Source organism: Photobacterium sp. GB-36, from assembly GCF_003026135.1.
Lineage (GTDB): Bacteria > Pseudomonadota > Gammaproteobacteria > Enterobacterales > Vibrionaceae > Photobacterium.
The window spans coordinates 1-12,394 of the sequence record NZ_PYNY01000021.1; the positions used below are offsets into that span (position 1 = coordinate 1).

Sequence of the window (12,394 nt, forward strand, 5' to 3'; positions counted from 1 at the left end):
ACTCCATGAATGTGTTTTGATCAGTTGTGTAAAATACCGTTTCAGGTCGTCGGTAGTTAACGTGTCTGGCGATTTATCCAGTTGATGGGTAATGCGACGTAGAGCACGACTATAAGCATCAATCGTAGCGGGGCGTTTACCTTGCAAGGTAAGATGGGTAAGGTGTTGTTCATAAAGATAATCTGAACGATGTTGCTGTGCTTTATTCATGATAAATACTCCTTTTTTAAAGGTATATTTACCGTAGTCGAGCTTATGGGCTTTCACTCTGCCGCGCAGCGGCTTCGTTCAACAAGGCAATTAAACGGACAAAAACAGTTGGCTTTTGTTCGTACCTCACAATTTTTAGCCAACTGTTTGTTTACCGCTTATTGCGGCGTTATCCCTACCTTTCCTAATACCTACCAGCCTAAATAGAGCAGGCACTCTAACAAGCTTTTGTCCATAAATGAGTTAGCTATTCGGCTAACTCATCATTATCTCTTCTGTAGTTAGAGTGAATACCATTACCAAATCTGGCTCTTATCACTCAAATTTTGTTCTAAATAATCAAGAGATACTTTCAATTTTGTTGGCATAAATGTGCATTAGGGTAGTCGATATTGTTCCAATATTAGATTAACTTGGCGGTGTGATGGGGGCTTTGTTTGTCGCTCTTAATAGTTATGTGTTATCAAAAGTTGGCGCAACGCTGACAGTAATACTTGTCATAACCGGTCAATTGCTGACGGGAGTTGTTTGGGATGCTATTAGTAATGGTGTAGAACTCACCCCTTTATTGGGTATTTTGTGTATCCTTATGGGAATATTGGTCACTAAGCGCGGACAAGACCAGAAAGCAAACATTAAAGGATAATAAGTTGAATAATCAGAAAGCACGCTGGGGAATTGCAGGACTGGGTAAAATTGCACATCGCTTTGTTTCAGATCTGACTATGCAAGTCGACAATGCTGAACTCTATGCTGTTGCGGCACGAGATAAACAGCGAGCTGATAGCTTTTCAAATCAATATGGTTGCCAAAGAAGTTATGGTTCCTACACAGAACTCGCAAACGACGCTAATGTAGATATTGTCTATATCGCGACTATTCACCCATTTCATAAAGGCTTGGTTGAATTATTTCTAAATAAAGGAAAGCATGTTCTTGTAGAGAAACCAGCATTCACTAACTTACAAGATTGGGATGCGATGTCGACGCTTGCTGAAGAAAAAGGGGTACTGTTAGCTGAAGCAATGAAAACAGTCGCATTTCCCGCTTATCAAGCAATGAAGCAGTTTATAAAAGAAAACAAGGTTGAAATTAACGCGATAGAAGCTTCCTTTGGTAATTGGCATGAGTTCGATAGTGATTGGCACTTATTTAATCCAACGTTATGTGGCGGGGCGACTTTAGATGTCGGTGTATACGGTCTCTGGTTTTATGCTGATTTGTGTCGATTAACAAATACTCCTATAGAGAAACCCACTGTCGAGTACGTTAATGATAATAGCCAAAGTGAAGTCGATGAAAATGTTGTGTTTAAATTTGATGGCCAGATAAAAGGTGAAATTTGCGCATCGATCACGCGTGATCTCAAACGAGAAGCCATCATTCGAGGGCCTGAACTAGAAATCGTTATTCATAATAAATGGTGGAACCCAAAGACAATCGACATATCGTTTAAAGGTGAGCAAACACAAATTTCAGAGGTTGTTAGCGGTGGTGGGTTTGAATACGAGATAGAGCATATATCTTCGCTAATTCTAAACAAGATCAATTATTCGGATGTGATGTGTAAAAAAACGAGTCGGCAAGTTATTTCTATTATGGAAGCGTCTCTCGTTGATAATGGCTTTGACTATCTAGTTTGTTCGAAACCCTCAAGTAATTGATAATTTAAGGCATAATTATGAATATTGTTCCTCTCTTTGCTGCAATTCTATTTAGTGTTTTAGGCGTTTATATATGCTATGACTATCGGCGCTTTAATAAAAATGCGATTAAGACTCAAGGTAAAATAATTAGCTATGATGAATATTTTTCAAAAGATAATGATAATCTTAAAAGAAAGATGTATCGCCCTTATTTTGAAGTTACAGTTAATAAACAGACCTACAGTGTAAAATCAAAAACATCATTTCATTCTAAAGTCATACCTATTGGCCAATATACTGATGTGTTATACCAAAAAGGTGATGAAAAAAATGCTCGTATAGCAAATAGTAATGGCGTTGGTTTGGGCTTTTTATTTATAGGGCTATCTATTCCTGCTTATTACTTCGGCTTATTCCATGAATTGTAATTTTTATTTATGTTTAAAGGAAAATAAAGTAACTATTTTTTCGTTCAGTTGAAAAAACTTACCCTCGATGATAAATAAATCAAACTGTGTATGGTTCATATATTATGATCGAACTGTCACATATATAAAATATGAAGAAAAGTAATGAGATCATCACTAAGAAATAAAATTATCGATGTGTGCAATAAGAAAATAGCCAGTAAAGGTGAAAATGTAGGTGTGTCTTTTTACGCTTTTTTCAAAAACAAAAATGACGATCCTGACTTGTTAATGGAAGCGGCTAAGTGGTGGATTAAAACGCATCAACTCGATCATTTTGAAAAAGCATCCAAAATTAAAGATTTGGTCGAGAGGGGAAAATAATTATTATCACCGCCGTTTCTTTTATTACTAAAAGAGGCAATGTTGATGTTAAGTGGTAAGAAAGCAAAGTGCTTCCTCATGATAACGGTAGTTGGCAAATATGGAAATTAAACCAACCCGTTGTTAAATGATGTTTAGAAACGTCATTATGATAGCTGGTTCTCTTTTCTACTGTTAGTGAATACACGATCGAACTGGCAAAGAGGCGCAACTTTTGTACTGGCTTTACGTTGCCATTTTGTATGATTGGCGACTAACCAGGTTTGTTGCGAATTGTCTAAAATCGCCTGACTCACTCTGCTTTCTCTTAGCTCATGCTCCATCGCAACAGCTTGCTTTTTCTCTGTCGAATAGCTGGTTTGAGGTGAAGCGTAAGGTAATTCACAGATACCCGCACAGCCAATGATTCCGATGTCTGCTGCAAATTGACTAAAGTAATTGAGTACTGTGTCGTCGACAATATCACCACCGTTCGCTCTTATTTTACCACTGGGTATCCACGTTTCTATATTTTCGAACTTCGAGAGCGTATGCGCGGCTTGAAAATTATTCGTCACTACTCGTAATTCTCGGTGGTTGACTAATTGCTCAGCGATACAGGCAATGGTGGTTCCGATACCTAAAAATAATGTACACCCATTGGGAATGGCTTTAGCGACATTTCTTGCTATTTCTTGTTTTTCGTCTTTATTAGTGATTTGTCTGGCATCGTAACTTCGATTGCTCAATGTAACAGGAAGGCCAACGCCACCATGGTGACGCATAGCGATCCCTTGTTGGCAAAGTAAGTTAATGTCGCGTCTGATCGTCTGGGGCGTTATTTCAAACTGTTGCGCTAATTCTTCAATTGAACAATATTCTTGCTTATGTATTAACGTCATTATTTGTTGTTGACGGGTACTTAAATCATCCATGAAATATGTTGCCATCCTTTATTTGATTATTTTGCTGCTAGGTAACGGTGTGGCGTATCGGTGATCATCATATCAACTCCCCATAGCCAGTGCTCTTCAACAAGTTCCGGTTGGTTCGGGGTGTAACAGTAAAGCTGATAACCTAAACGTTTGACTGCTTTTGCCTTTTCTTCTGTTAAGAAACGATAATCACAATGAACACTAAAAGCGTCCAGCTCGCTTAAAACATCAGCGTGATTGCTTGGGATCGTTTCCCACAATTGACCTCTTCTTACGTGAGGAAGGTGTTGCTTTATGGTTAATAGTGCTGATTGGTCAAAACTAGAGAAAAGCATTAACTCAGGTTCAATATTTAGCTTATTAATCACTTCAGCAACTTTTTCACATAGCAAATGAATATCGTCTCCTGCGTGAATTTTTAATTCTATATTTAATGCGACCTTAGCTTCACTTGTTAGCTGTAATACTTCTTCTAATGTCGGTATGGTTTCATCACTAAAATCATCGCTAAACCAAGAGCCAGCATCTAGCTGTTTTAGTTCTATTTTTGACAAGTTTCTCACTTCCCCTTTGCCGTTACTGCAACGGTTTACTGTCTTGTCGTGTATCACCATAGGAACGTGATCAGCACTTAGTTGGACGTCAATTTCAATCCACTCACAGCCATAGTTAATCGCTTCTTTCATCGCTGCAAGGGTATTTTCAGGGGCTAAGCTAGAAAAACCACGGTGAGCTGTAATTTTCATTTTCTTTTCCACCTTCAGTTATTTTCAAATGAACTATCCATGTGTTTGATGAAAATTTTATTACATCTGCTTTGAAAGTCTTAATCTTATTTACTTCATGCAATTGTAACCGAGATGTCACTTTTTGCTTTTAATGTTCACTTGAAAATAAACGAGTGGTTGGAACACAAGAAGTGAACATCCGCTAAATCGTCAGCTTTTGTTAAAAATGGTTTCCAAGGAATAAAAATGGCTTTTAAACATATTGCAGGACTTGCCGTTGCAGCGGCGCTAATGAGTACACAAGTGCAAGCAAAGACCGAAATTGAATGGTGGCATGCTATGGGTGGGGCGTTAGGTACAAAGGTGAATGAAATTGCCGACAACTTTAATGCCAGCCAATCTGAATACGAGATCAAACCTGTTTATAAAGGTACTTATGCCGAAACGATGACAGGTGCAATTGCTGCATTTAGAGCGAAAGAGCAGCCTGCTATTGTACAAGTTTTCGAAGTGGGTACTGCCACTATGATGGGAGCTAAGAAAGCGATTTATCCTGTATATGAATTGATGGCGGATACCAAAGAACCTTTTAACAAAAACGATTATTTATCAGCCGTAACAGGTTATTACACAACTAACGATGGCAAAATGCTATCGATGCCATTTAATAGTTCAACCCCAGTGCTTTATTACAACAAAGAGATGTTTGCTAAAGCAGGGATTACTAACCCACCGAAAACATGGAAAGAAGTAGAAGAAGATTCTCGCAAGCTGATTGCTTCAGGTGCTAAATGTGGCTTTAGTACAACATGGCAGTCTTGGACGCAAATCGAAAACTTCGGTGCCAGAAACAATGTTGCAATGGCAACAAACAACAATGGCTTTGATGGTGTAGATACCACATTTACCTTTAACAATGCGCCTTTCGTTAAACACGTTGAGCAAATGGGTAAGTGGGCGAAAGAAGGTTTGTTCAAATATGGTGGACGTCAGTCTGATGGTATGCCGCTTTTCTATACGGGTGAGTGTGCAATGACAATGGGCTCATCTGCGGGTCTGGCTGGTATTCAAGAGAATATGAAAGGGATAGATGTCGGTGTTGCACAATTACCTTATGATGATGAATTAGTGACAAAACCACAAAATACCATTATTGGTGGTGCATCATTATGGGTACTTCGTGGACACTCAAAAGAAGAATACAAAGGCGTTGCTAAGTTCTTTACCTACCTTTCAAGTCCAGCGGTTCAAGCTGATTGGCACCAATTCTCGGGCTACTTGCCAATCACAGAAAAAGCGTACGAACTCACCAAACAGCAAGGCTTTTACAAGACTCACCCTGGGACTGATGTTGCTGTTAAGCAAATGACATCGACAACACCTACGGTTAATTCAAAAGGCTTACGCTTCGGTAACTTCTTACAAACACGCGACATCATTAATGAAGAACTTGAAGCCGTATGGGCGGGTAAAATTTCGGCAAAAGAAGCATTAGATAATGCGAAAAGCCGAGGTGACGCGCAGCTTCGTCGCTTTGAAAGAACACAAAAATCATAATTTAACTTTTTGATTAAGATTCATCCCCCGCTAATTTTGGCGGGGGATATACACCTTGCCTGTATTATTTTGGTATTTGTATGTCATCCCCTGTTGTATTTAAAAACAAATGGCTTCCGTTTTTCCTTATTGCGCCCCAACTTCTGATCACGTTTGTGTTCTTTATTTGGCCGGCAGGACAAGCGATTTATCAATCATCTCTACTTGAAGATGCTTTTGGTATGAGCCAAGAATTTGTTGGTCTCGAAAACTTCATGAACCTGTTTCATGATCCTAATTATTTAGATGCTTTTTTTACGACACTCCAGTTCAGTATTAGTGTTGCCGTATTAGCATTAGTTTGTGCGTTAATATTATCGGCATTAGCTGAGCAAATTATCCGTGGTTCATTAGCCTATCGAACATTCTTAATTTGGCCTTACGCTGTAGCACCGGCTGTTGCTGGTTCATTGTGGCTATTTTTATTTGATCCAACGATTGGTGTGTTTACCGATATGCTGCATTTCTTGGGCGTAGATTGGAACCCTAAACTCAATGGCAGCCATGCGATGTGGATGGTGATCATTACTTCGACTTGGAAGCAAATCAGTTATAACTTTCTGTTCTTCTTAGCGGCACTGCAATCAGTTCCTAAATCATTACATGAAGCCGCAGCTATCGATGGCAGTGGTCCTATTAAGCGTTTCTTAACGATTAGTTTCCCACTGATCTCCCCAACGAGCTTTTTCTTATTAGTCGTCAATTTTGTGTACGCCTTTTTCGATACCTTCGCGATCATTCATGCGATGACACAAGGCGGGCCAAGTAATAGCACCTCAACCTTGGTTTATAAGGTCTTTAATGATGGCTTCATCGGATTAGATTTAGGTGGCTCTGCGGCACAGTCGGTGATCCTAATGATATTGGTGGCTTTATTAACGGTTATTCAATTTAAGTATGTTGAAAAGAAGGTAGCGTACTAATGGTAGAAAGAAGACCTCTTTTTAATTTTTGTTGTCATCTATTGTTGATACTTGGCGTGATCTCTATCGCGTTACCCGTATGGTTAGCAGTGGTGGCAACGACACACGAGAATCATGATTTCGCGACTAGTACTCCGTTATGGTTTGGTGATCTTGGGTTCAGTATTTTTAAAGATTTACTGAGTGGGCATACGGCTTTTAGTGATAAGTCTTTATCCATAAATGGGCTATTACTTAACTCGTTTATTATGGCGCTATGTATCACTGTGGGTAAATTAACAATCTCTATTATGTCTGCTTATGCGGTGGTTTTCTTCCGTTTTCGTGGCAGGATGATTGCTTTTTGGTTGATCTTTTTCACCCTGATGTTGCCTGTTGAAGTGCGTATTATGCCGACGTTTGAGGTGATCAGTAATTTGGGGATGTTGAATTCATTTTCAGGCTTAACCATTCCATTGATTGCCAGTGCAACAGCGACGTTCTTATTTAGGCAGTTCTTTTTAACGATTCCCAATGAACTCGTTGAAGCCGCACGGATTGATGGTGCAGGTCCCATAAAATTCTTTTTCGATATTTTATTACCATTATCACGCACCAATATCGCAGCTTTATTTGTGATCACTTTTATCTACGGTTGGAACCAATATTTATGGCCGTTATTGATCACGACGGATACCCATTATTTCACTATCGTCATGGCGATAAAGCAAATGACGGGCGTGGTTGATGGCGTCATTGAATGGAACAAAATTATGGCAACCACGATTATCGCAATGCTACCACCAGTCATTGTTGTTATAGCAATGCAAAAAGCCTTTGTTAAAGGCCTAGTTGATTCGGAGAAATAAATGTCTACTTTAACGCTTAATAAAATTGCGAAATCTTACCCTAATGGTTTTAAAGCAATTCATGAACTGAACCTTGATATTTCAGACGGTGAAATGGTGGTATTAGTTGGTCCAAGTGGTTGTGGTAAATCAACATTGCTTAGAATGATTGCAGGGCTTGAAGAAATATCATCAGGTGATTTAAGTATAGATACGACACGGGTCAATGATCTCGAACCAGGTGAGCGTGATATTGCGATGGTTTTTCAAAACTATGCCTTATATCCGCACATGACAGTATTTAATAATATGGCTTATGGTTTACGTAACCGTAAAACGCCAAAACACGAGATTGAACGATTAGTCAATGAAGCGGCGACTATGTTAGAGCTTGATCATTTATTGGATCGCAAACCTAATCAATTATCGGGTGGTCAACGTCAGCGTGTTGCTATGGGTCGAGCTATCGTAAGGCACCCAAAAGTGTTCCTGTTTGATGAGCCATTATCAAATCTCGACGCTAAGTTACGTGTTCAAATGCGCCTTGAAATCAAAAAGCTACAACGTCGCCTTGGGACGACCTCAGTATATGTTACGCATGATCAGGTAGAAGCAATGACACTGGCTGATAAGTTAGTGGTGTTGAATAAAGGTAACGTCGAGCAAGTGGGGACACCGATAGAAATTTATGACAACCCTGCATCTTTATTTGTAGCGACATTTATTGGCTCTCCCTCAATGAACATTCTTGATGCGAATATGACGTCTCAAGGTATTGAGCTAAATGGCCGTGTAAAATCACTATCAGCAAATTCTTTAGAGCAAAAGAAAGTGAAGCTTGGGCTGCGTCCAGAACATCTACAAATCGATAATGAGCAGCCTTGGTTTAACGTTGAAGTCGAGTTTATTGAAGCATTAGGGGCTGACTTATTGCTTTATTGCCAGACACAAGAGCCCCAATCGCAACAGCTCGTTTTACGAGTAGAAGGGCATAGCCCAATTAAAATGGGCGATAGCTTAGGTGTAAATATTAAACCTGAAAATATCCACTTATTTGATTGTGACACTTCAAAGCGCATATCTTATGATCACTTCAAACAAAATGAAGAAGTGATTCTTGGAGTGGTGAATGGTTGAGTCATTGGACAAAGTTGATGTTCATCAGTTGAAAAAGCTGAAATGGTTACTGACAGATGTCGATGATACGTTAACGTGGGAAGGTAAGTTACCGCCCGAGACGTTACAAGCATTAAGTAAGCTTGAAGCCGTTGGTGTTAACGTTATTGCTGTAACGGGTGCCTGTGCCGGTTGGTGCGATCAAATGGCAAAGTTATGGCCTTTACATGGTGTCATTGGTGAAAATGGCGCGTTTTGGATGCGTAAAGATCAGCAAGGTTTTACGACACACTATATTCGTAACGCTGAGATGATGAAAAGAGAACAACAAACACTGAGCCATGCGATTGAGAGTCTGTTACTGGATTATCCAGATGTAAGTTTGAGCCTTGATCAGCCTTTTCGATTTTGTGATGTTGCCGTCAATATTGCACAAGATAGACTGCCGTTACCTTTGGATGTAACGAAAAACATTCTTGAAAAGATAAAGCATCTTGATATTGAAGGGCAGAGAGTTCATGCAACACAAAGCTCAATTCATATTAATGCTTGGGTCGGTGATCATAGTAAACAGCAAACGAGTGAAGCTTACTTAACGCAATTTGCACCAGATGAAAACCGTGATCTAACTGAAGTCTGTTATGTCGGCGATTCTTTAAATGATGAAGGTATGTTTGCATGGCTGCCATTAACGTTTGGGGTTAATAATATCCGCGCATTATTACCTAAGTTAATTCATCATCCCCAATTTATTACGACAGAAAATGGGGGATATGGGTTTGCCGAATTAGCGGAAAAGATAGTTAAGGCAAAACAAACCCATTAATTAAAAAAGCACTCAATTGAGTGCTTTTTTATTAGCGATTTCTTTTTTAATAACTGAATACACTGAAATCGTGTTTTTACTTGTTATTAATGATGCTAACTGACGTCGCAGAATAGCCGATAACCCAAAGCATTAAGATAAATTTCATGCTAATTTCTTCGCGTTAATATTTTCTTTATCGTCATTGGAGCAAACATTGAAAATTGAAGTATCTGTTCAACCCTCTGAGCATCAATTACAAGTGATAAGTGATGGTATCAGCGCTTTTAACGCAACGTATTTACCGAGTGATGGAGAGTTTGAATCAGGTTTACGTTTTGCGATTATGGCGCAGAATGATCAAGGTGAATATGTCGGTGGGCTGCAAGCAAGTGTGGTGTGGAGTTATTGCGTATTGGAGTTACTTTGGCTTTCTGAAGAAACGCGTGGGCATGGTGTAGGCTCTCAACTTATTGAACAACTAGTGGCGTTCGCGAAAGAAAAACAACTAACACAAATACGTACTGAGACGTTAGATTTTCAAGCCAAACCGTTTTATGAAAAGCTGGGATTTAAAGTTTATGGCGAAATTGATGATTCGCCCAAAGGGCATAAAACGTACTTTTTGGTAAAAGTGTTATAACAAAATCACATACCAGTAGTTTAATTTGCTGAGTGGTACTTTTTAATAAATAAGTCATGATAATAAGAGGCAAAAATGGATTTATCCTCAAATTTTAGAATGTTGGCACTATACAATCAGCGGATGAATAATCAGCTTTTAAATGCATGTAAACAGCTTACAGATGAACAACTGTTTCAAAATACCAATGCATTTTTTCCAACTGTAATGGCGCATTGGAATCATATTCTGTTTGGCGACTTAATTATGCTGCGACGTTTAATTGCTAATAATATTGTTGAGGTTAATTCGGAAATCCTAGAGCAGTTACCTGTAGCGAAAAGGATTAATGATACATTCGTAACAACAATGGACGAACTATCACAATTACGTTCGTTAGTTGATGCTGTGTATATTGATATAACAAAGGGATTTACCGCAGCAACCTGTAATGAAATCGTGAGATATACAACAACAGATGGTCAGATCATTGAACGTTATGTTGGTGAGTTTTGTCAGCATATTTTTAATCACCAAACGCATCATCGCGGTCAAATGACCTGTCTATTGAGTCAGTTTGGTGTTGATTTCGGTTGTACAGATTTACCCATAATTGTGCCAGAAGGGGCCCGTTGCTAGATGTATTTTCGGGAAGAGTAGATTCATAACGCTATAATTGAGCTAATCTCTTTGTTAACACTTGTTGCTTATATTTAAATGAGGCTTATCGATGAAAAAGTACTGGCTAATTATATTTGTTTGTTTGTCGTTCCCATCTTTTGCAGCCAAAAAAGTATTAGATTGCGATAACCCACGTAACACGTTGGAAATTAATGATTGTGCCTCGTTAACGCTAGCCTCTGCACAAGATGAATTGTCCAAATATTTAGCTGCCAGCGTTGAGCACAATAAAAAAGATCCCGAGTTAGTGAAGGCGATAGAGCAAGCGCAAAAAGATTGGGAAGTGTATATGAAAGCGCAATGTAATGCGGTTTACACCCAATGGCGTGAGGGAACTATTCGTAATGTCATGGCATTGGATTGTAAAACTCAATTAACCAAAGAAAGAACCCATGATATTTGGATGCATTTTTTAACATATATGGATAGTACACCACCTGTTTTACCTGAGCCTTCAACCTATTTTAAAAAGTGATTTTTTGATGTATTAGAGAGTGGGATGTTTGCAAGTAACTGTTATTAATGCATATTACTCTCAATAAAAAATCCCAGCTAACACGCTGTAATTGAATTAATAAAAGCTCTGTTTACGTGTATGTATTCAGAGCTTTATTTTTTATGTCTTTCATTAAGGACTAAAACAAGCGGCGTTTTAATCCTGTTCTTTCTAATATTCTGGTTGAGATCTCTTCGACGGACATGCTGGATGTATTGATATAGGGGATCGCTTCTCTGCGAAATAAACTCTCTACACTGAACAGTTCAGACTCACATTGGCTTTCACTGGCATAATCACTATTGGCGAGACGGTTGTTGCGGATTTCTGTCAATCTTTCTGGATCTATAGTTAGGCCAAAAAGCTTATGTCTATGTATTTCAAATTCAGGCAGTAAACGAAGTTTGGCAAGATCTTCGGCAATAAATGGGTAGTTCACCACTCTTAAACCAAATTGCATTGCCATATAAAGGCTGGTGGGCGTTTTCCCACTGCGTGATACGCCAAGTAATATCAAATCAGCTTCCTCTAAACCACGAAGAGAAATACCGTCATCGTGGGAAAGGGTGTATTCGATAGCCGCTATTCGATCAAAATAACCGTCTTGATCCTTACCAACACTGTGTGAGCGTTGCAATTGTGGCTTGGGCTCTAGCTGTAGATCGTCGGCAACAAAATTAACCATGGTTTGTAATACATCGTAGAACAGTGCATTGGCTGACAATAGCTGTTGTTTAATTTCAGGTACGACCATAGAGAAGAAAACTAAAGGCTTTTCTCCCGTCGCTAAAAAAGATCGCTCTATCTCTTTTACCACTTCAGCGACCTTGTGCCCATTTTCAGTAAAAGGGAAAGTCTGCTCATTGACTTTTAATGGAAACTGCGCAAGGACAGCATGACCAACGGTTTGACATGTTATGGCGGTTCCATCAGAAATGTAGAACACGTCACGAGTTTCAATTTTGTGATGCATAATAAGTTCAAATAAGGATTTATTTTTGAGATAAGATGTGAATAAAGTATAGAAAAGTCGTCGTAC

The 12,394-nt window shown here is 39.0% G+C and carries 16 protein-coding genes; 12 read left to right on the forward strand and 4 right to left on the reverse strand.

Annotation, left to right across the window (positions count from 1 at the left end):
• A partial coding sequence (locus tag C9J46_RS16220) for a phage integrase N-terminal SAM-like domain-containing protein (RefSeq protein WP_199190645.1) occupies positions 1 to 210 on the reverse strand: 210 nt, incomplete at its 3' end.
• A 424-nt stretch (positions 211 to 634) separates the two neighbouring features.
• Here C9J46_RS16220 and C9J46_RS16225 point away from each other — a divergent pair.
• The 4 genes from C9J46_RS16225 (at position 635) to C9J46_RS16240 (ending at position 2,647) form a co-directional block, all read left to right on the forward strand.
• Positions 635 to 856 (forward strand): DMT family transporter, encoded by a 222-nt coding sequence (locus tag C9J46_RS16225; protein WP_233217791.1) that lies wholly within the window; start codon positions 635 to 637, stop codon positions 854 to 856.
• Positions 857 to 860: 4 nt separating this feature from the next.
• Positions 861 to 1,874 (forward strand): Gfo/Idh/MocA family protein, encoded by a 1,014-nt coding sequence (locus C9J46_RS16230; RefSeq protein ID WP_107291219.1) that lies wholly within the window; start codon positions 861 to 863, stop codon positions 1,872 to 1,874.
• 17 nt (positions 1,875 to 1,891) lie between these two features.
• Complete coding sequence (locus C9J46_RS16235; RefSeq protein ID WP_107206808.1) at positions 1,892 to 2,284, forward strand: DUF3592 domain-containing protein; 393 nt, start codon at positions 1,892 to 1,894, stop codon at positions 2,282 to 2,284.
• A gap of 144 nt (positions 2,285 to 2,428) precedes the next feature.
• The gene (locus C9J46_RS16240) at positions 2,429 to 2,647 is read left to right on the forward strand and encodes a DUF6500 family protein (protein WP_107259742.1); all 219 of its coding nucleotides are present in this window, start codon (positions 2,429 to 2,431) and stop codon (positions 2,645 to 2,647) included.
• 146 nt (positions 2,648 to 2,793) lie between these two features.
• Here the strand turns inward: C9J46_RS16240 and C9J46_RS16245 are convergent, their stop codons facing one another.
• Both C9J46_RS16245 and C9J46_RS16250 read right to left on the reverse strand, forming a co-directional pair.
• A complete protein-coding gene (locus C9J46_RS16245; RefSeq protein ID WP_107291220.1) occupies positions 2,794 to 3,561 on the reverse strand; it encodes a DeoR/GlpR family DNA-binding transcription regulator in 768 nt (255 codons plus the stop codon).
• Positions 3,562 to 3,587: 26 nt separating this feature from the next.
• Positions 3,588 to 4,307 (reverse strand): glycerophosphoryl diester phosphodiesterase, encoded by a 720-nt coding sequence (locus tag C9J46_RS16250; protein ID WP_107291221.1) that lies wholly within the window; start codon positions 4,305 to 4,307, stop codon positions 3,588 to 3,590.
• Positions 4,308 to 4,535: 228 nt separating this feature from the next.
• Between C9J46_RS16250 and ugpB the strand changes: the two genes are divergently transcribed.
• The 8 genes from ugpB (at position 4,536) to C9J46_RS16290 (ending at position 11,334) form a co-directional block, all read left to right on the forward strand.
• Positions 4,536 to 5,846, forward strand: coding sequence for a sn-glycerol-3-phosphate ABC transporter substrate-binding protein UgpB (gene ugpB / locus C9J46_RS16255; protein ID WP_107206812.1), 1,311 nt, complete (start codon positions 4,536 to 4,538; stop codon positions 5,844 to 5,846).
• Positions 5,847 to 5,926: 80 nt separating this feature from the next.
• Complete coding sequence (ugpA, locus tag C9J46_RS16260; protein WP_045082377.1) at positions 5,927 to 6,808, forward strand: sn-glycerol-3-phosphate ABC transporter permease UgpA; 882 nt, start codon at positions 5,927 to 5,929, stop codon at positions 6,806 to 6,808.
• Complete coding sequence (gene ugpE, locus C9J46_RS16265; RefSeq protein ID WP_005364410.1) at positions 6,808 to 7,656, forward strand: sn-glycerol-3-phosphate ABC transporter permease UgpE; 849 nt, start codon at positions 6,808 to 6,810, stop codon at positions 7,654 to 7,656. The genes ugpA and ugpE overlap by 1 nt, the downstream gene beginning before the upstream one ends.
• A complete protein-coding gene (locus C9J46_RS16270; RefSeq protein ID WP_107291222.1) occupies positions 7,657 to 8,772 on the forward strand; it encodes a sn-glycerol-3-phosphate import ATP-binding protein UgpC in 1,116 nt (371 codons plus the stop codon).
• On the forward strand, positions 8,765 to 9,577 hold the full coding sequence (locus C9J46_RS16275; RefSeq protein ID WP_107291223.1) for an HAD-IIB family hydrolase: 813 nt from the start codon (positions 8,765 to 8,767) through the stop codon (positions 9,575 to 9,577). The genes C9J46_RS16270 and C9J46_RS16275 overlap by 8 nt, the downstream gene beginning before the upstream one ends.
• Positions 9,578 to 9,773: 196 nt before the next feature.
• Positions 9,774 to 10,199, forward strand: a complete 426-nt coding sequence (locus C9J46_RS16280; RefSeq protein WP_107247236.1) for a GNAT family N-acetyltransferase — start codon at positions 9,774 to 9,776, stop codon at positions 10,197 to 10,199.
• A gap of 75 nt (positions 10,200 to 10,274) precedes the next feature.
• Positions 10,275 to 10,817: a DinB family protein gene (locus C9J46_RS16285; protein WP_107291224.1), complete on the forward strand. Its 543-nt coding sequence runs from the start codon at positions 10,275 to 10,277 to the stop codon at positions 10,815 to 10,817.
• Between the two features lie 91 nt (positions 10,818 to 10,908).
• Positions 10,909 to 11,334 carry a lysozyme inhibitor LprI family protein gene (locus C9J46_RS16290; RefSeq protein ID WP_107206819.1) on the forward strand — a complete coding sequence of 142 codons (426 nt, stop codon included), beginning with the start codon at positions 10,909 to 10,911 and terminating at the stop codon, positions 11,332 to 11,334.
• Between the two features lie 160 nt (positions 11,335 to 11,494).
• On the opposite strand, the gene C9J46_RS16295 is transcribed toward C9J46_RS16290, so the two are convergent.
• The gene (locus C9J46_RS16295; protein ID WP_107206820.1) at positions 11,495 to 12,328 is read right to left on the reverse strand and encodes a pyruvate, water dikinase regulatory protein; all 834 of its coding nucleotides are present in this window, start codon (positions 12,326 to 12,328) and stop codon (positions 11,495 to 11,497) included.
• Positions 12,329 to 12,394: the final 66 nt, after the last annotated feature.